The 18477-nt window shown below is 71.5% G+C and carries 16 protein-coding genes and 1 rRNA gene; 8 read left to right on the top strand and 9 right to left on the bottom strand.

Annotated features, from left to right (window positions below; all coding sequences use genetic code 11):
• The first annotated feature begins 7 nt into the window (after window positions 1–7).
• Window positions 8–124 (top strand): 5S ribosomal RNA (gene rrf / locus F1721_RS33495).
• Window positions 125–232: 108 nt separating this feature from the next.
• On the opposite strand, the gene F1721_RS33490 is transcribed toward rrf, so the two are convergent.
• A complete protein-coding gene (locus tag F1721_RS33490) occupies window positions 233–1015 on the bottom strand; it encodes a thioesterase family protein (protein ID WP_150070861.1) in 783 nt (260 codons plus the stop codon).
• A gap of 182 nt (window positions 1016–1197) precedes the next feature.
• Between F1721_RS33490 and F1721_RS33485 the strand changes: the two genes are divergently transcribed.
• Window positions 1198–1620 carry a DoxX family protein gene (locus F1721_RS33485; protein ID WP_150070860.1) on the top strand — a complete coding sequence of 141 codons (423 nt, stop codon included), beginning with the start codon at window positions 1198–1200 and terminating at the stop codon, window positions 1618–1620.
• Between the two features lie 51 nt (window positions 1621–1671).
• Here the strand turns inward: F1721_RS33485 and F1721_RS33480 are convergent, their stop codons facing one another.
• The 3 genes from F1721_RS33480 to F1721_RS33470 form a co-directional block, all read right to left on the bottom strand.
• Window positions 1672–2385 carry a TIGR03089 family protein gene (locus tag F1721_RS33480; RefSeq protein WP_150070859.1) on the bottom strand — a complete coding sequence of 238 codons (714 nt, stop codon included), beginning with the start codon at window positions 2383–2385 and terminating at the stop codon, window positions 1672–1674.
• A gap of 40 nt (window positions 2386–2425) precedes the next feature.
• Window positions 2426–3604, bottom strand: coding sequence for an LCP family protein (locus F1721_RS33475; protein WP_150070858.1), 1179 nt, complete (start codon window positions 3602–3604; stop codon window positions 2426–2428).
• 87 nt (window positions 3605–3691) lie between these two features.
• The gene (locus F1721_RS33470; protein WP_246155503.1) at window positions 3692–5098 is read right to left on the bottom strand and encodes an LCP family protein; all 1407 of its coding nucleotides are present in this window, start codon (window positions 5096–5098) and stop codon (window positions 3692–3694) included.
• Window positions 5099–5703: 605 nt separating this feature from the next.
• Between F1721_RS33470 and rfbB the strand changes: the two genes are divergently transcribed.
• A complete protein-coding gene (gene rfbB, locus F1721_RS33465) occupies window positions 5704–6693 on the top strand; it encodes a dTDP-glucose 4,6-dehydratase (RefSeq protein WP_150070857.1) in 990 nt (329 codons plus the stop codon).
• Window positions 6690–7613 (top strand): dTDP-4-dehydrorhamnose reductase, encoded by a 924-nt coding sequence (gene rfbD / locus F1721_RS33460; protein ID WP_150070856.1) that lies wholly within the window; start codon window positions 6690–6692, stop codon window positions 7611–7613. The genes rfbB and rfbD overlap by 4 nt, the downstream gene beginning before the upstream one ends.
• 159 nt (window positions 7614–7772) lie before the next feature.
• Here the strand turns inward: rfbD and F1721_RS33455 are convergent, their stop codons facing one another.
• From F1721_RS33455 to F1721_RS33440, 4 genes are all read right to left on the bottom strand, one after another.
• Window positions 7773–8348 (bottom strand): hypothetical protein, encoded by a 576-nt coding sequence (locus F1721_RS33455; RefSeq protein WP_150070855.1) that lies wholly within the window; start codon window positions 8346–8348, stop codon window positions 7773–7775.
• 222 nt (window positions 8349–8570) lie between these two features.
• On the bottom strand, window positions 8571–9620 hold the full coding sequence (locus tag F1721_RS33450; RefSeq protein ID WP_150070867.1) for a glycosyltransferase family 4 protein: 1050 nt from the start codon (window positions 9618–9620) through the stop codon (window positions 8571–8573).
• On the bottom strand, window positions 9610–12111 hold the full coding sequence (locus tag F1721_RS33445; protein ID WP_150070868.1) for a glycosyltransferase: 2502 nt from the start codon (window positions 12109–12111) through the stop codon (window positions 9610–9612). Before F1721_RS33445 ends, F1721_RS33450 begins: the two co-directional genes overlap by 11 nt.
• 80 nt (window positions 12112–12191) lie before the next feature.
• A complete protein-coding gene (locus F1721_RS33440; RefSeq protein ID WP_150070854.1) occupies window positions 12192–13118 on the bottom strand; it encodes a glycosyltransferase family 2 protein in 927 nt (308 codons plus the stop codon).
• A 61-nt stretch (window positions 13119–13179) separates the two neighbouring features.
• Here F1721_RS33440 and F1721_RS33435 point away from each other — a divergent pair, with 61 nt between their 5' ends.
• The 3 genes from F1721_RS33435 (at window position 13180) to F1721_RS33425 (ending at window position 16785) form a co-directional block, all read left to right on the top strand.
• Window positions 13180–14271: a glycosyltransferase family 4 protein gene (locus F1721_RS33435; RefSeq protein ID WP_195141920.1), complete on the top strand. Its 1092-nt coding sequence runs from the start codon at window positions 13180–13182 to the stop codon at window positions 14269–14271.
• Window positions 14272–14353: 82 nt separating this feature from the next.
• Window positions 14354–15484 (top strand): glycosyltransferase family 4 protein, encoded by a 1131-nt coding sequence (locus tag F1721_RS33430; RefSeq protein WP_150070866.1) that lies wholly within the window; start codon window positions 14354–14356, stop codon window positions 15482–15484.
• Between the two features lie 440 nt (window positions 15485–15924).
• Window positions 15925–16785 carry a glycosyltransferase family 2 protein gene (locus tag F1721_RS33425; RefSeq protein WP_150070852.1) on the top strand — a complete coding sequence of 287 codons (861 nt, stop codon included), beginning with the start codon at window positions 15925–15927 and terminating at the stop codon, window positions 16783–16785.
• Between the two features lie 5 nt (window positions 16786–16790).
• Here the strand turns inward: F1721_RS33425 and F1721_RS33420 are convergent, their stop codons facing one another.
• Window positions 16791–17165, bottom strand: coding sequence for a hypothetical protein (locus F1721_RS33420; RefSeq protein WP_150070851.1), 375 nt, complete (start codon window positions 17163–17165; stop codon window positions 16791–16793).
• 169 nt (window positions 17166–17334) lie between these two features.
• On the opposite strand from F1721_RS33420, the gene manB reads away from it, so the two are divergent.
• Window positions 17335–18429, top strand: a complete 1095-nt coding sequence (manB, locus tag F1721_RS33415; protein WP_150070850.1) for a mannose-1-phosphate guanylyltransferase — start codon at window positions 17335–17337, stop codon at window positions 18427–18429.
• Window positions 18430–18477 lie beyond the last annotated feature (48 nt).

The following is an 18477-nucleotide window of genomic DNA, read 5'->3' as shown; positions in this document are numbered from 1 at the left end:
GAGGGTTGTCGGTGGCGATGGCGGGGAGGGTCCGCCCGGTCCCATTCCGAACCCGGTAGCTAAGCTCCCCAGCGCTGATGGTACTGCACTCGACAGGGTGTGGGAGAGTAAGACACCGCCGACACACTATGTGAAGAGGGCCCCTCTTTTCCAGTCAATAGACCGGAAAAGAGGGGCCCTTCTTCTATTCCCAAGAGAAGCAAGGCGCCCCGCAGACCGCGGGGCGTTGCTGTCAGCCGAGCTGGTTGACCATGACGGCCTCGTGCGCGCTGCCGAGGAGGCCCCGCTCGTCGTAGAGCCGGGCGTTCGCCACGCCGATGCCGGTCGGCTGGACGTCGCGGTCGATCTCCATGCCCAGCCACTCGCCCTCGAACGGGCGGTGCAGGTAGAGCGTGATGTCGGTGTTGATCCACGGGCCGAAGATCGGACCGACCGGGCTGGCCGCGCTGATGCAGTCGACCAGGACCGCGACCTGCGCCAGCGGGCTCAGCGCCTCGTCGGGGATCAGCGGGACCGGCATGCGCATCCACACCTTGCTGGTGCTGGTGGCCCGCTGATCCTCCACCCACCGCACCTGGATCACGTCGTGCACGCCCCACCGCAGGCCGAGCTCCGGGGGCAGCAGGTGCCCGTCGGGGAGATCGGCCGGACCGGGGAAGGGCGCAGGCACCTCGGGGACGACGCCGTCCACGTCGCTGCGGCGCAGCAGCTGGGCGGTGGCTCGGGCGGAGGGCTTCCCGTCGACGGTGAGGACCGCTTCGCTCACCTGCAGGCGCTTCCCGGTGCGCAGCGGGTGGGCGGTGAGGGACAGCGGGTTGGCCGGGACCGGTCGCATCAGGTCCACGGTGAGCCGGGCGATGAACAGGTCGGGGTCGTTGCTGGTCCGCTCGACGGCTCGGGCGAGCAGACCGGCGACCGGGCCGCCGCCGACCAGTTCGCCCCAGGGGCTGCAGGCCGCTTCGCTCGGCACGAGCTGCTCGCCGGCAGGGGTGAAGAGCGCCTGGATGTCACGCATCCCTCGATGTTACTTACCGGTAGCCAAGGCTGGTACTGCTCGTTTGCCAGTTTTCTGGCGACTTGGCGCGATTCCGCTGCGCGCCCCGGGGGGCGTGTGAACATCTTCTCAGCCCGGCGAGATATTTGAAGCTTCACGTATGCTTGCGAGCACCGCAGACCCCATCCTCGAAAGGTCTTCCCATGCAGCACCGTCTTCGTGACGTGATGGCGCTGGTCGCGCGCATCGTGGTCGGCGCGACCTTCCTCGCGCACGGCTACCAGAAGTTCGTGCTCAACGGCATGGACAAGGTCGTCGCTTCCTTCGACCAGCTGGGCCTGCCCCCGATCGCCGCCTGGTTCACCGCGATCGTCGAGGTCGTCGGCGGGATCGGGCTGATCCTCGGCGTGCTGCTGCCGATCGTCGGCATCCTGCTCGCGGCGATCATGGTCGGCGCCCTGTTCACCGCGCACCTCAGCGGCGGGTTCTTCAGCAGCGACGGCGGGTTCGAGTACGTGCTGGTGCTCGCCGCGACGAGCCTCGCCCTCGGCTTCAGCGGCCCTCGGTACACGCTCTCCGGGCTGTTCCGGGGCAGTTCGGAGAAGTCCGGTCAGCTCGCGGCCTGACGCGTGCGAATCGGCCCGCCCGGATCGGGTGGGCCGATTCGCGTTTCCGGGTCAGTTCCCCAGTTCGACGGTGGTTCGTTCGCTCTCGCGGCGGCTTTCGCGCTTCGCCGGGTCGAGATTCGTGCAGTGCACCAGGGACGACCGCCCGGCGAGCACCGCGAGGAGACCGTCCACCACGCCGTCCGGCAGGTCCCACTCCAGTGTGGACAGCACGCGATCGGTGGGGCCGATGTGCAGAGCCTCGGCCCGCTTCCGGGCGTCGGCGACGAGCTCGTCCACCGAGCGGTCGAGCAGGGCCGGGGTGTCTCCGTCGATCGGCAGCAGCGGGCTGAAGTCGTCGCCGTGCACGCGGATGTCCGACACGTAGTCGACGACTCCGTCCGGCAGGCCGCGCAGCGGAGCGCCCAGCGCGTCGAGGCCGACGGCCGCCGTGGTTCGGGCGCCCGCACCGCGTTCCAGGTCGTCGGCAGGCACGAAGGCGACCTCCGCGCCGTGCGGATCGTCGGTGATGTGCGCCCCGCACCACCAGGAGCCGAGCAGCACACCGACCGTCTGCCAGTGCGCGGGCAGCGCCGCGAACACCGGCGTTCCCGGCTCCAGGTCCAGCTCGTCGACCAGCCAGTTCGCCGTCTTCGCCGCCCAGTTCGCGGTGGTCGCCCGGGACAGCTCGATGCGCGCCCCGGTGGCGTCGTCGTAGTGCGTGATCAGCGGCTTGGGTGCCCCGTCGGCCAGCAGCGGTCCGAGCAGCGCCTGGGTAACGCTCATGCGTCGAGCCTAACCGTCCGGCGCAGCGGAATGCGCTTCCCTAGTGGACGCAGGGGATGCTGCCGTCAGAGGTGATTGGCTGCTCGGGGCGGGCCGTGCCGTCCAGCTGCAGCTTCGGTTGCGCTGCCAGGCCGGGCGGCGCGCTGGCCAGCCCGGCGAAGAAGCGCTGCGTCGCAGCGGGGTCGACGCTGACGATGCTCTGGCCGCGGTCGTCGCGGCCGTTGGTGTCCGCCACCGGCATCGTCATGAAGGTGACGCGACCGGCCGCGATCGCCTGCATCTGCTCCACGAAGCCGAGCGGTTCCCAGCCCTCGTCCAGCACCACGGCGCGGCGGGTGGCCTGCACCAGGTCGTTGACCATCGCCGGGTCGGTCAGCGTCCCGGTGGACAGCACCTTGTTCGCCAACGCCGCCATGAACACCTGCTGGCGGACGATCCGGTCCAGGTCGCCGCGGGGCAGGCCGTGCCGCTGCCGGACGAACGAGAGCGCGTCCGCGCCGGAGATGGTGTGCCGACCCGCGGTGAAGTTCGCGCCGGAGTCCTTGTCGCTGGTGTCCTGCTGCAAGCACACCTCGACGCCGCCGACGGCCTCGGTGAGCTCGTAGAAGCCGAGCAGGTTGATCTCCGCGTAGTGGTCGATGCGCAGCCCGGTGAGGTTCTGCACCGTCTGCACCAGCGCGCGCTGCCCGGCCAGCTGCGACTCGCGCTCGACCTCGAGCTCCGGGCGGCCTTCGGCGCGGAGCTGCTGCGCGGTGGTGTTCTTCGTCAGCCCGTAGACCGCGTTGATCTTCTCCGGGCGGCTGCCGGGCACCTCCGCGAACGTGTCGCGGGGGATGGACACCGCGGTGGTCGGGGCGTTGTTGTGCGGCACCCGGATCACCACGAGGCTGTCGGTGTTCAGCCCGCCGATGGCCTCGGTGCGCAGCTGCTTGAGCACGCTGTCCGGCAGCGGGTCGCCCTGCGCGTCGGTGCGGCTGTCGCTGCCGACCAGCAGGACGTCGGTCGCGCCGTCGTCGTCGTTCGGCGTCGGCGGCCCGTCGGCGAGCACCTTGGCGGAGCTGACGTCGGAGAGCTGGTCCACCACGACCCAGCCGATCGCGGTGATGCCGAGCACGACGGCGGAGATCAGCGCGACCGCGCTGCGCCCGGCGATGCGGAAACCGGTCCGCCGCTGGGCGGTCGGCTCCGCCGCCTCGGTCTCCTGCTCCGGTTCGCCCACTTGGCCTCCCCCGCCGCGGTGCGTTGCCGGACAAGGTTAACCGCTGGCCCGCCCCGGGTCGCGCAAGTTTCGGCTGTGATGCGGGCGTCAGTCCACGCAGGGGATCCCGTCGGCGGTGATGGGCTGCTCGTTGACGTCCTGCTGGGTGTGCAGCGGCGGCTGCTGGCGGAAGCCGTCGAGCCGGATCGTGCGCGGACCGGCGAAGTTCTGCGCGCCCGGGCCCTTGTAGTCCTTGCCCAGGTAGACCTGCACGCTCCCGGCGGTGACGTTCGAGCTCACCTCGGTGCGCAGCCCGCCGAGGGACTCGGCCACCTGCGCGGCGGCCTGCTCGTCACCGGCCGCGTAGTAGACCACCGAGTTCGCCATGGAGTCGGCGTTCGAGCTGCTGCCCGCCTTGAAGCCCTGCCCGGACAGCTCGTCGAGCACCCGGGCGGCCAGACCGCTGACACCGGAGGCGTTGTAGACGCTGACCGTGATCTGCGCGCGGGCCTGCTGCGCGGCCATCTTCTGCTCGCGCTCCTGGGGCGACAGCAGGAGGTTCGCCGCGAACTGCTTGACCTCGGGGATGTTGATCGTGACGTCCTCCTTGCCGGACGGGCCGACCAGGTGCACCGGTGCGGTGTAGAACTGCACGTCGCCACCGGCGATGCCCTGCATCTGCTGCGCGAAGCCCAGGAGGTCGTCGGCCAGCGCGGGGTCCAGGGTGACCGACTTCTTGATGGCGTTGATCAGCTCGGTCAGCTTCGCCGGGTTGGTCAGGGTGTCGCTGGACATCACCTTGCGGGCGAGCCCGGACATGAACACCTGCTGGCGCTTGCCGCGGGAGAGCTCGTTGATCAGCCCGTGCCGCTGCCGGACGAACGCCAGCGCGTCGGCGCCCTGGATGGTCTGCACGCCCGCGGGGAAGTCGGCGCCGGACAGCCGGTCCTTGGTGGCGTTGTTCAGGCAGACCTCGACACCACCGATGGCCTTGGTGATCTCGGCGAAGCCGAGCAGGTTGACCTCGGCGTAGTGGTCGATGCTGACGCCGGTGATGTCCTCGATGGTCTTGCGCAGGAGCTGCTTGCCCGCCAGCCGGGACTTCTCCTGGATCTCCTTCTCGTCGGTGACGCCTTCTTCCTTCAGCTTCGCGCGCTCGACGGACATGCCGTTGTTCATCGTCTCGGTGAGCTTGGTCTTGCCCAGGCCGAGCCCGAGGTCGACGAGCGTGTCGCGGGGGAAGGACATCGCACTGGCGCTGCCGCCGCCGTTGGGGATGCGCACCAAGATCATCGCGTCGGTGAGGTCGCCGCCCTCCTGCGTGGTGCGCAGTTCGCGCAGCACCTCCTCGGGCAGCGGGTTGCCGAAGGAGTCGTTGCGGCTGTCGTTGCCGATCAGCAGGATGTCGGTGGCGCCGTCCGGCGCGTTGAAGCCGCTGCCGATCACGTCGGCGGTGGAGGTTCCGCCGCTGCCGGGCCGGAACATCGCCCAGCCGAAGCCGGTGGAGGTCAGCACGAGGACGGAGAGCAGCGCGGTCAGCGTGCGCCCTGCGGCGCGGGCACCCCGGCCACCACGCCGGTCCCGGCCGCCTCGGCGGCGGCTCCAGACGTCGTTCTCCGGGGGGAGTTGGGCTTCGCCCGAACGAGGCGTGGGACGTTGCCGGGGTTCACTCTGCGGAGTCCGGCGGCCGGGGCCGCCGGCGGGGGGAGCGTTGCCCGCGCGGCCGGGGCGACGGCCGCTCGACGCGGGGCCGCCACCGGTGCCGGGGCGCCCTCGACCACTTCCGCGAGGTGGCACGGGTCTGCCCGGCTGACCCTGCGGACCGCTTGGCCACCTGGGCCGATCCTCCACGCCGCTTCCTCCTTGGCCTGCCGCGGGCGTTACACCTTCGGGAGGTGATTTTGCTCGTGTTCCGAGTGCAGGCTAACGGGGCCCGCGGGATCGGTGGGCAGATCCCAGTTTTGGCGTGATGACCCTCATAAGAGTGAACCATTGATAATACGCTGCGTAACTGGGGAGCGTGGCCGGTGCCGGGCAGCGCATGCCAGACTTCGCAGCGATGCCCCGTGCGCGGCGGTGCCCCGCGAGGCGAGGCGATCGAACAGGAGAGAAGGGGCGCGATGCGGATTCTGGTCACCGGCGGAGCCGGGTTCATCGGCTCGCACTACGTGCGGCAACTGCTCGGCGGCGCCTACCCGGCGTACGCCGACGCCGAGGTCGTCGTGCTGGACAAGCTCACCTACGCGGGCAACGAGGCGAACCTGGCACCGGTCGCCGACGACCCGCGGCTGAAGTTCGTGCGCGGGGACATCTGCGACCGCGAGCTGGTGACCGGCCTGCTCCCCGGCGTGGACGTGGTCGTGCACTTCGCCGCCGAGTCGCACGTGGACCGCTCGATCACCGGCGCGGACGCCTTCGTGGTCACCAACGTGGTGGGCACCAGCGTCCTGCTGCAGGCCGCGCTCGAGGCCGAGGTCGGCAAGTTCGTGCACGTCTCCACCGACGAGGTGTACGGCTCCATCGAGACCGGTTCGTGGCCGGAGGAGCACGCGCTGGAGCCGAACTCGCCATACTCTGCGGCGAAGGCGGGCTCGGACCTGATGGCCCGCTCCTACCACCGCACGCACGGTCTGCCGGTCTGCATCACCCGCTGCTCCAACAACTACGGACCCTACCAGTTCCCGGAGAAGGTGCTGCCGCTGTTCATCACCAACCTGATGGACGGCCACCAGGTGCCGCTCTACGGCGACGGCCTCAACGTGCGGGACTGGCTGCACGTCGACGACCACTGCCGGGGCATCCAGCTGGTCGCAGAATCCGGGCGGCCGGGCGAGATCTACAACATCGGCGGCGGCACCGAGCTGACCAACAAGGAGCTCACCGAGCGGGTGCTGGCCGAGATGGGCCTGGACTGGTCGATGGTGCGGCCGGTCGCCGACCGCAAGGGCCACGACCGCCGCTACTCGGTGGACCACGGCAAGATCGTCCGCGAACTGGGCTACGAGCCCCGCGTCGACTTCGAGACGGGGCTGCGCGAGACCATCCGCTGGTACCAGGACAACCGCGCCTGGTGGGAGCCGCTCAAGGCCCGCGCGGCGGTGGCCCGGTGAGCCGCCTCGCCGTCCTGGTGCCGGGCGGCCGCGGGCAGCTGGGGTCCGAACTGGCCCGGATCGTGTCCGCGCGGTCCGGTGCCCTGGTGCACGCCCCGGGGTCCGCCGAGCTCGACGTCACCGACCGCGAGGCGGTCGCCGACGCGGTGGACTCCTTCGCCGAGACGGCCCGCGACGCCGAACTCCGCCCGGTGGTCATCAACGCCTCGGCCTACACCGCGGTGGACGCCGCCGAGGAGGACCAGGAGCGGGCTGCGCTGGTGAACGTCGAAGGACCGGCGCAGCTGGCCAAGACGTGCCACCGCAGCGGAATCCCGCTGCTGCACGTGTCCACGGACTACGTCTTCGGCGGCGACGCCGACCGCCCGTACGAGCCGACGGACGAACCCGGACCGCGCACCGTCTACGGGCGCACCAAGCTGGACGGCGAACGCGCGGTCCTGGACTCCGGCGCGCGGGCCTGGGTGGTGCGCACCGGGTGGGTCTACGGGGCGCGCGGCGGCAACTTCGTGAAGACGATGATCCGCCTGTCCCGCGAACGCGATTCGCTGACCGTGGTGGCGGACCAGATCGGTTCCCCGACCTGGGCGGCGGATCTGGCGCACGGCCTGCTGGAGCTGGCGGAACGGGTCGCCGAGCGCCGCGGCCCGGACCAGAAGGTCCTGCACTGCACCAACACCGGCCAGGTGAGCTGGTGCGACTTCGCCCGAGCGATCTTCACCGAGCTGGGCCTGGACGAAACCCGGGTCCAGCCGTGCACGACGGCGGACTTCCCGCGCCCGGCCCCGCGCCCGGCGTACTCGGTCCTCTCCGACGCGGCCTGGCGAGAAGCGGGCCTGACCCCGATGCGCCCCTGGCGCGAAGCCCTGCGCGCAGCCCTGGAAACCGACGGAGAAGCCCTGCGGGGCGAAGCGGGGTAACACGGTGGGGTGCAGTTGACCTTGAAAGCCCGCGTTGCTGGGAAATCAGCTGGTGCGAGTCGGCGCGGCTATGCATAATGGTGGTGCCTGATCCCGCGGGGAGAGGGAAGGAAGGCCAGGTGACCCGGGGCATGACTGGGAGCCTGGCCTGACGCCTTTCTAGGGGCGGCAACCGGTGTCGATTTCGATGTCGTAGACACGATCGGCCAGCATGTCGTGGAATTCGGAATGGCCCAGGTACGCCGCTCGACAAGCCCCTGCTACTACGTCGGCTGCCCACAGCATGGGCTCTAGGGGGCCAGGGCAGTGGTCGACCCGGAACTGTGCTTCCTTGGGAAGGAAGCTGCGACGTGCAGCGGCTGCGGTCGACACATCACGGCGGTTGAGCTCAGCCGACCTTGCTTCAAGCACGAGTAAGTCGACGCCGAATCCATGGAGTTCATGGACCAGCTGAGTCAAGCACTTGGCACGAGCCCTTTCCTGCTTCTGGAGAGGTACGGGTGCACCGGTGACGACGACGTGCAACCCATCGAGGTCGGCGAGGTGCTTGATGATTCGGTGCTGCTCGTACGGCTCCATCTCGTACCAGTGGAGCTTTCGGTGCTTTCCCCGAAGCCCTAGCAGCACTTCGCGGGCATCATCCGCTACCTCGGCCTCGAAAATGACACTGGCAAGAACGTAGAAGCCATGCTGCCGGTGTTCGCGGAAGGATTCGTCGCCGTATGCGATGGGCACGAAGGGATACGGTACGGGGCCGGTCGAATTCACTTTCGGGCGATACGAAAGTTTCTTTGTAGTCGCCTGATTCGGTGATGTTGCCTAGTTTTAGGGAAAACCAGGCGACTTTCAGGGTTTTGGCAGGAATGATCAGTTGTGTCCTGATCCCGTGGGGCGACGGAAGGAAGGCCAGGTGTCCCGGGGCATTACCGGGACACCTGGCCTGACGCCTTTCTGGGGTCAGTCCGCTGCGCGCTGATATGCGGCTCGCGTTGCTTCGGCGCAGGCTCGCCAGGTGAAGGACTCCGCCCGCGCACGGCAAGTTTCCGGGTCCGGCGGGTCGGTCAGGGCCTTGTGCAGGGCTTCGTTCAGCGCAGCGGTATCGCCGAAGGGGAAGTACGTCGCACGGCCCGCAGTGACTTCCCGCAACGCTGGGATGTCCGAGCAGACCACGGGAGTCCCGCAGGCCAGTGCCTCCAGCGCGGGGAGACCGAATCCCTCGTCGCGGGAAGGGAGAACCAGCGCGCTGGCTCCGGCGACGAGACGCCGCAGGTGGTCGTCGGGGAGGAACCCCGTCCGGATCACCGCACCATCGACCCCGGCGGTGCCGGGTCCGGCGATGACCAGCGGCGGGAGGTCCGGGCCGTGCGCTTCGAGCAGTCCGGGGAGACCCTTGCGGGGGCCTTCGGCGCCGACGAAGAGCAGGTACTCGGTGGGAAGTCCATATCGGACCCGGAGCTCGGAATCCACTGGCACGGCGGAGAACCACTCCGGATCCACGCCGAGCGGCGTCACCGCCACCTTCTCGCGCGGAACGTCCAGCCGCGAGCTCACCGCGTCGGCGACCGCAGCCGTCGGTGTGCACACCACGCGCGCCCGACGCGCCGAACTCCGCACCAGCGCGGGGAGATCGGGCTCCGCGAGCGAGGGATCGTCCAGGAATGCCAGGTCGTGCACGGTCACCACACCCGCAGCCCGGATCGACGGCGGCAGCACGAAGTTCGTCCCGTGCACCACGTCCGCCCCTCCAGCAAGCAGCTCGACCGGGGGGAAAGCCCCGCGCTGCCACAGCTTTCGCAGCACCCGCGCCGGGATCGGCGGGCCGACCGCGCGGGTTCCGGCCGGTGCCGCCGAACGCAGCTCCCGCCAGCCCCGCGTGGTGAAGCCGACCAGCCGGACATCCACCAGGGACGCCAGCTCGGCGACCAGGGACGCGGTGTAGCGGCCGATCCCGGTGCGGTTGCCCAGCAGCGGCGTGCCGTCGAGCAGGACGCGCAGGTCAGCGGCCACGGAAGCGCTCACCGGCGATGCGCCGCAGGCGTCCGGTCGCCCGCTTCGCGACCTCCAGCGGGCCGCCCGCGTCCAGGTACTCGCGCAGCAGCGAGAGGTCCCGGCGCACCGCTTCCACACCGTTGATCTGCGGGCTGCGCACCAGCGGCGAGGCGGCCTTGAGGCGGTCGGCGGCCGGGCGCGGGTCGCGGCAGAACTCGGTGAGCGGGGCCAGCACCGCTTCCCAGGTGAAGCGCTCCCGCACCGGTTCGATCCGGCGGCGGCACTCCGCGGCGAACTCCTCGTCGTAGAGCACCTTCTCCAGCGCGGCGGCCAGCGCGTCCGGGTCCTCCGGGGGCACCACGACGCCGATGCGCTCCGCGCGCACCAGGTCGGCGAACGAGTCGCCGTCGGTGGTGACCACCGGCAGCCCCGACCACAGGTAGTCCAGCACCCGGGTGCGGAACGCGAACGTCGTCTCCACGTGCTCGAAGTGGCTGGTCACCCCGCAGTCGGCGTCCAGCAGGTAGTTCTGCCGCTCCTGGTAGGGCACCCAGGTCTCGTTGAAGAACGCGAACTTGCCGGTCAGCCCGAGCTGCTGGGACAGCGCGCGGGTGCGACCGGCCATGCCCATCTCCGGCACGTCCGGGTTCGGGTGCTTCATGCCGAGGAAGAACAGCCGGACGTCGGTGCGCCGCTGGGAGAGCCGGTGCACCGCGTGCAGCAGCGTCAGCGGGTCGAACCAGCTGTAGACCCCGCCCGCCCACAGCACCACCTTGTCGTCGGCGGAGATGCCGGGGTGGGTGCCCTTGATCGCCGGGCCGGTGCGGCGCGGGGCCGTCGACGGCAGGCCGAACGGCACCACCGACAGCAGCGAGCGGACCGTCGGGTCGTTGTCGTACAGGCCCGGCGTGAGGCGGCCCAGCGAGGCCAGGTGCCCCAGCCAGAAGTGCCGCTGCCGCTCGGAGGCGCAGAGGAAGAAGTCGCCGCGCTGCAGCTGGGTGTTGAGCACCTTCGTGACGCCGATCAGGTCCTTGGCGCGGCGTTCGTCGTCGGTGTCGCGGCCCTGCTCGAGCAGCTCCAGGTGCATCGGGTCGTAGACGTCGCAGACCACGATCTTGCTGGACTCGACGTTCTTGAGCGAGGGCACCATCTCCAGCACGTGGCCCTGCAGCACCACGATGTCGGCCCAGTCGACGTGCGCACCCAGGTCGCGCGGTTTCGCCGCGTGCACCTCGAACTCCGCCTGCGGCGGGCTGACCAGGTCGTTGACGCTGACCAGCCGGACCTGGTGCTCGACGGAGAGGACCTCGGCCATGTGCCAGGCGCGGATCGCCGGTCCGGCCATCCGCTCGGCGACCGCGTCACCGGTGATCACCACGACCTTGCGGGGGCGGCCGAAGACCTCGTCCAGGCCGAAGGCCTCCACCAGCGCGTCGTGCGCGGCGAGGTAGCGCGGCAGCGGGTAGGCGGGTTCCATCGCCTTGCGCATCAGCGGGACCAGGTCCGCGTCGGTGCGCACCCGCGCCTGCTGCTCCTCCTCGCGGGAGACCTTCAGCGACGGCAGCAGCTCCACGAACTGGTCGATGGCCAGCATCCCGGCCAGCGCCGAGCGGTCGATCGGCGCCGGGCCGTCGTCCTCGGTCTCGCCGCGCCGGGTGATCTCCAGCTGCGTCGGGTCGATCTCGCCGCGCGCGGTGGCCCGCCGCACCGCCAGCGCCATCGCCGCGGGCAGCGCCTTCGCCAGCGTCTCGTCGGAGACGTTCTTGTAGAGCGCGGCGAGCGCGTTGCGCTCCAGCAGGTAGTGCTCGCGGGCGGAGGAGATCTCGGCCATCGAGGCGTGGTGCCGGTGGAAGGTCAGCGACCGCGGCTCGTAGCGGACCCGCCAGCCGCGCAGGTTCAGCCGCCAGCCCAGGTCCACGTCCTCGTAGAACATGAAGAAGCGCTCGTCGAACCCGCCCAGCGCGGCGAACAGCTCGGCGCGCACGAACAGCGCCGACCCGGTGCCGAACAGCACGTCCCGCGCGGCGTCGTGCGAACCGTCGTCGACCTCCCCGGCGTGGCGCTTGTAGCCCATGCCGAACCAGGTCAGCCCGCCGTCGACGAAGTCGACGTGCCGACCTTCCCAGTCCAGGACCTTGCTGGCGACCGCGCCCACGGTCGGTTCGGCGCGCAGCACGGCGACGGCCGCGCGCACCCAGTCCCGGTCCGGGCGGGCGTCGTTGTTGAGGAAGGCCAGCACCTGGCCGGTGGCGTTGCGGGCGGCGAGGTTGCAGCCACCGGCGAACCCGAGGTTGCGGTCCGACTCGATCAGCGCCACCTCCGGGGCAGCGCTCCGGATCCGCTCCGCGCTGCCGTCGCCGGAGGCGTTGTCGACGCAGATCACCTCCAGCCGGTCGGCCGGGTAGTCGAGCTCCTCGCGCAGCGCGCGCAGGCATTCGACGGTGTCGTCCGCGCCGCGGTAGTTCACCACGATCACCGACACGAGGGGCAGGTTGCTGCGGTCGGACATTTCAGCCACGTCCACAAGCGTGCACCATCGCGGCGTCCGCCATGCGGGGTGTCGGGAATTCCGCCGTCGTGTGCTCGGGTTCACACCCCGGACCAGGTCCGCCAGACCTCGCGCCGGGTCGACGCGGTGCTGCCGATGCGTCGGCGGGCGCGCAGCGCGGCCGGCAGGCCCGCGGCGACTTCGGCCAGGACGCCCATCCGCAACGTGACGCGGAAGTTCGCCGCGTCCGGGACCGCGCGGCGCAGCGGGAGCGCGAGCGTGATCGCCGCGAAGCGGGCCAGCTCGCGCGCTGCGACCGTCGCGGGTGCACAGCGCAGCAGCATGAACAGGCGGTTGCGCTCGTTCCAGCGGTGGAACTGCGGCGAGCCGGGTTGCGTCGTTGCGCCGTGCAGGTGCGCAGCAACCGCATCGGGCACCGAGACGATGCGGTGTCCGGCGAGGCGTAGGCGCCAGGACGTGTCGGTGTCCTCGTAGTAGCAGAAGAAGTGCGCCGGGACACCACCTGCGGATTTCAGGGCCTCGGTGCGCAGCAGCGCTGCGCCGCCGCAGAACCCGAACACCTCGCCGGAGGCTTGAGGCGCGTCAGCGCCGTGGCCGTCGGCCGTGAGGCGCACCCCGGCGGACTGCGTGCAGCCGTCCGACGTGCGGAGCACGGAGGTCGCCGCAGCCGCGGAGCGGTCCGCGTCGAGCGCGGCCTCCAGCGCCGCGAGCCAGCCGGAGGCTGGCGCAGCGTCGTCGTTCAGCCACGCGACGTAAGGCGTGCGGACGCGCGCGAGCGCGGCGGCGATGCCGCCGGCGTAGCCGCGGTTGCGGGGGAGGCGGAGGACCTCCGGGGCCGACGGGTGGGCGGCGAGCAGCTCCGCGGTGCCGTCGTCGGAGGCGTTGTCCACCACCAGGGTCCGATGTGGACGGCTTTGGGCGGCCAGGGCGTCCAGGCAGGCCTCGATGTGGTCCCGCCCTCGCCAGGTCACCACGACCACGGTGCTGCGCACCTCTTCCGACGTCACGCCCGAAGACGTTACGACCGCGATCTCATCGACCGAACTGCGGGCGTGGGAAGCTGGGCGGGTGCCCGAGCTCGTCGCGATCGCCGAACAGCTGCTCGCGCCCGTCCCCGGTGGGACCGGCCGCTACACGCGGGAGCTGCTGCGCGCGCTGGCCGAGACCGCGCCCGACGGGTGGGAGGTCAGCAGCGTCGTCAGCCGCGGCGGCGATCCCGAAGCCGCGCGCGTACCCGGAGTGGCGGGGCCGCGGGTGCTGCCGCTGCCGCGGCGCGCGCTGATCGCCGCCTGGGAGCGCGGGCTTCCGCTGTGGCCGGGCGGTGACTCCGTGCACGCCATGACCCCGCTGGCACCGCCCGCCAAGCGCGGTCGCGGCCTGGTGGTGACCGTGCACGACACCGTCCCCTGGACGCACCCGGAAACCCTGACACCGCGCGGAGTTTCCTGGCACCGCCGGGCGATCGGCCGGGCCGCGCGGCAGGCCGACGCGCTGGTCGTGCCCACCTCCGCGGTGGCCGCCGAGCTCGCCGAGCACACCGGCGCGACCCGGCTGGCGGTCATCGGCGAGGGCGTCACGCCGTCGCTGCTGGCCGAGCCCGACCCGGCCGTGCGGCTCGACCTGCCGGAGCGGTACGTGCTGGCCATCGGCACCATCGAGCCCCGCAAGGGCTACCCGCACCTGGTGCGGGCGATGGCCGAGGTCCCCGACGTCCCGCTGCTGATCGTCGGCCGCCCGGGCTGGGGGGACGTGGACGTGCTGCGGATCGCCGCGGACTGCGGGCTGGACCGGGTGCGCGTGCTGTCCTCGGTCACCGACGCCGAGCTGGCGGTCCTGCTGCGCAGCGCGACCGCGCTGGCCGCCCCCAGCCTCGCGGAGGGCTTCGGCCTGCCGCTGATCGAGGCGATGGCGCTCGGCGTGCCGGTCGTGCACTCCGATGCGCCCGCGCTCGTGGAGGTCGCCGGAGATGCGGGCGTGGTGGTCCCGCGCGCCGATCCGGCGGCGCTCGCCGCCGCGCTGCGCGAAGTGCTCGGGGATCCGGTGCGCCGGGGCGAGCTGGTCGCCGCCGGGCGGCGACGTGTAGCGGATTTCACCTGGACCCGGGTGGCGCGCGAGGTCTGGGCCCTGCACCGGGCCGCCGTCGGCGACCGATCGGCATAGACCAGAACACATTTTCACGTACTCGTCCCGGGTGGGCCGTTTCGCCCCGTACGCTGCTCTGGTGCACAGAGGCGAGCCGCACATCCTCATCGACGCCACCGCAGTACCCGCGGACCGAGGCGGCGTCGGCCGGTACGTCGACTCCCTGCTGGCGGCCCTGGACGCCGACGGCACCCGGCTCGCGGTCGCCTGCCAACCGCGCGATGCCGAGCTGTACGCGTCCATCGCGCCGCACACCGACGTGGTCCCGGCCGCCGAGGCCGTCGCCACCCGCACCGCGCGGCTGACCTGGGAGCAGACCACCCTGCCGCTGCTGGTGCGGCGGCTCGGCGTCGACGTCCTGCACTCCCCGCACTACACGACCCCGCTGGCCAACCCGGCGGCCTCGGTGGTGACCCTGCACGACGCCACGTTCTTCACCAACCCGGCGGTGCACTCGCCGGTCAAGGCCCGCTTCTTCCGCGCCTGGACGCGCACCGCGCTGCGCCGCGCGACGCTGTGCATCGTGCCGAGCGAGGCGACCGCGGCCGAGCTCGCCCGCTCCGTCGGCGCCGACCGGGCCCGGATGCCGGTGATGTACCACGGCGTCGACCCGGACCGGTTCCACCCGCCGACGCCGGAGGAGGTCCAGGCGGTCCGCGAGCGGCTGAGCCTGCACGACCAGCCCTACGTCGCCTTCCTCGGCGCGCTGGAACCCCGCAAGAACGTGCCCGCGCTGATCCGCGGGTTCACGCTGGCCTGCCAGGGCCGCGGCGATTCGCCCGCGCTGGTGCTGGCCGGTCAGCCCGGCTGGGACACCCGCGTGGAGCGGGCGCTGGAAGCGGTGCCGCACCGGATCCGGGTGATCCGCGCCGGTTACCTGCCGTTCGAGCAGCTCGCCGGGTTCCTCGGCGGCGCGGACGTGGTCGCCTACCCGAGCCTCGGCGAGGGCTTCGGCCTCCCGGTGCTGGAGGCGATGGCGTGCGGTGCGGCCGTGCTCACCACGCGGCGGCTGAGCCTGCCCGAGGTCGGCGGCGACGCCGTCGCGTACTGCGGGGTCGGCGCCGGTGACATCGCCGCCGGGCTCACCGAGCTGCTCGACGACCCGGCCCGCCGGGCCGCCCTCGCCGCCGCCGCGCAGCGCCGGGCCAAGGAGTTCACCTGGGCGGCCTGCGCGGCCCAGCACCGCACCGCCTTCGACCGGGCCCACCACATCCACCTCCGCACCCGCTGACCGCCCGGGCGACCAGGGGTGATGCGATTTCAATGGAAATCGGACGTCCGATTTCCATTGAACTTGTTCATCCTGCCCGTGGACCGCAGCTGCGAAGGGCGACCGGCACCGGTCGGCGAGGGTCGCATGCGCCGCCAGGCGCATAGCCCACCCTCGCAGCTTGCACCGCCGCGGGTTCTCAGCGTTCGCCTGGCGAGGACGGCCCTGACGCCGTGTATTGGCATACATCAGTCAGGGACCCCGCAGTCCAGGCGGGCGCTGAGGTTCCGCCACCGGCACCGCCACGCAGAACGAGGTTGGAAAAACCTCATTGAAATCGCGGGGAGTCGGGCCACGGCCGTCGGCGTGTCGGGCGACGACGCGCCGTGCGAACCGCAGTTCCAGCTGAAACTGCGGTCAGGTGATCGGGCGTCCGGGGCGGTTCGGCAGAATGTGACGGCGTGACCGACGTGCGCACCTACGGCGACGAGCTCGCCGTTGTCACCGTGACCTACTCGCCGGGCGAAACGCTGGGCCGCTTCCTCGACACCCTGCAGCAGGCGACGGACCGGCCGGTGCGGGTGGTCCTCGCCGACAACGGCTCCACCGACGGCGAACCGGAGCGCGCCGCCGCCGAGCGCGCCGACGTCGACCTCGTGCCCACCGGCGGCAACCTCGGGTACGGCGGCGGTGCCAACCGAGGCGTGGCGCACCTGGGCAGCGAGTACGGCTGGGTGGTCATCGCCAACCCCGACCTGGAGTGGCGGCCCGGTTCGCTCGACGAGCTGCTGGCCGCGGCGAAGCGCTGGCCGCGCGGCGGAGCGTTCGGCCCGCTGATCCGGGAACCCGGCGGCGAGGTCTACCCGTCGGCCCGGATGCTGCCCTCCATCGGCCGCGGCGCCGGGCACGCGGTGTTCGGCAAGATCTGGCCGGACAACCCGTGGACCCGCGCCTACCGGCAGTCCGAGGCGGAGATCACCGAGCGCCCGGCCGGGTGGCTGTCCGGCTCGTGCCTGCTGCTGCGCCGCGAGGCCTTCGACTCCGTCGACGGCTTCGACCCGCGCTACTTCATGTACTTCGAGGACGTCGACCTCGGAGACCGGTTGCGCCGCAAGGGCTGGCTGAACATCTACGCGCCGACCGCCGAGGTCATGCACATCGGCGGCCGCTCCACCTCGAAGGCGGCCAAGCGGATGCTGCTGGAGCACCACCGCAGCGCCTACCGCTACCTCGCCGACCGCCACCAGGGCCCGATCTGGGCACCGCTGCGGCTCGCGCTGCGCGCGGCGCTGGCGCTCCGGGCCCGCATCGAAACCCGCTGAGCCGACTAGTACTGCGGGTACTGCTGCTGGTTGGCCTGCGAGCCGAGCGGTCCGAACTCGTTCGGGCCGCGCTGCGCGTGGTACGGGTTCGGCGGCAGCCCCTGCCCGTAGTCCTCGGTCGGCCAGCCCTGCTGCGGATCGGCCTGCTGGTACTGCGGCTGCGGGTGCGGCGGTTGCTGCTGCGGGGCATGCGGCTGCGGTCCGGACGAGGGGATCACCTGCGTGGTGTCCGGGGAATCGGCCTGGTCGACCACATCGCGGGGGATGCGGACGGTGTTCGCCGCGTCCATCGGAGAGGTGGCGTTGTCCGGTGTGACGACGAACGCGCCGCGTGCCCGCGCGCGAGCAAGTGCTTCGTCGGCTCGGAGGCGCGGGTCCATGGGGATGCCCTCTCAGTCGTTCGCAGTGGTCCGCCGGGGGCGGGGCGTCGAGCCGGGCGCGACCGCTGGGGACGGGCCCAGTGTTCATTATGCCGTTGCCCCTGCCAGAGTATTCCCCCCAATGGGTTTTCGTCAGGGAAGTCCGTCAGGTAGAGGAGGAGCTACGCCGATGTCCGCGGATGATCGGGATGCGCCGTCGACGGCGGAGGCCGTCGTGCTGGTGGGTGGGCGGGGCGTTCGGCTGCGCCCGCTGACCTTGTCGGCGCCCAAGCCGATGCTGCCCACGGCCGGGGTGCCGTTCCTGCGCCACCTGCTGTCCCGGATCCGTGCCGCCGGCATCGAGCACGTGGTCCTCGGCACGTCCTACAAGGCCGAGGTGTTCGCCGAGCACTTCGGCGACGGCTCCGATCTCGGCCTGCGGCTGGAGTACGTGGTCGAGCCCGAGCCGCTGGACACCGCGGGGGCGATCCGCAACGTGGCGGACCGGCTCAGCGCCGACGACGTGCTGGTGTTCAACGGCGACATCCTGTCCGGGGTGGACCTGACCGCGCTGCTGGCCACCCACCGCGACACCGCTGCGGACGTCACGCTGCACCTGGTGAAGGTGGCCGACCCGCGCCGGTTCGGCTGCGTGCCGACCGATGCCGACGGGCGGGTCACCGCGTTCCTGGAGAAGACCGAGAACCCGCCGGTGGACCAGATCAACGCCGGTTGCTACGTGTTCCGCCGCGAGGTGATCAACCGCATCCCGGCCGGGCGACCGGTGTCGGTGGAGCGCGAGACCTTCCCCGAGCTGCTCGCCTCGGGCGCGCGCGTGCAGGGCTACGTCGACACCTCGTACTGGCTGGACATGGGCACCCCCGAGGCGTTCGTCCGCGCCTCCGCGGACCTGGTGCTCGGTGCCGCGCCGACGAACGCGCTGCCGGGGGAGCGCGGAGAGGCGCTGGTCCTGGGCGGCGCGTCGGTCGCCGCGAGCGCCCGGGTCAGCGGCGGCAGCTCGATCGGCGCCGACTGCGTCGTCGACGACGGCGCGCACGTGACGGGCTCGGTGCTGTTCGACGGCGTTCGCGTCGCGAAGGACGCGGTGATCGAGAACAGCGTGATCGGAGCGGGCGCGACCATCGGCGCCGGTGCGGTCCTGCGGGGCGCGATCGTCGGTGACGAGGCGCACATCGGCGCGGGCTGCGAACTGCTCGACGGCATCCGGGTCTGGCCGGGCGTGAACCTCCCCGAGCACGGCGTCCGCTTCTCCGCCGACTGCTGAACCGAACGCACCGGATCTCTCGCGGCCAGTCCGACCGCAGTTTCAATT

The organism is Saccharopolyspora hirsuta, from assembly GCF_008630535.1.
Classification (GTDB): Bacteria; Actinomycetota; Actinomycetes; order Mycobacteriales; family Pseudonocardiaceae; genus Saccharopolyspora; species Saccharopolyspora hirsuta.
The sequence above is the reverse complement of the archived record's forward strand: the minus strand, read 5'-3'. Positions and strand labels throughout refer to the sequence as shown.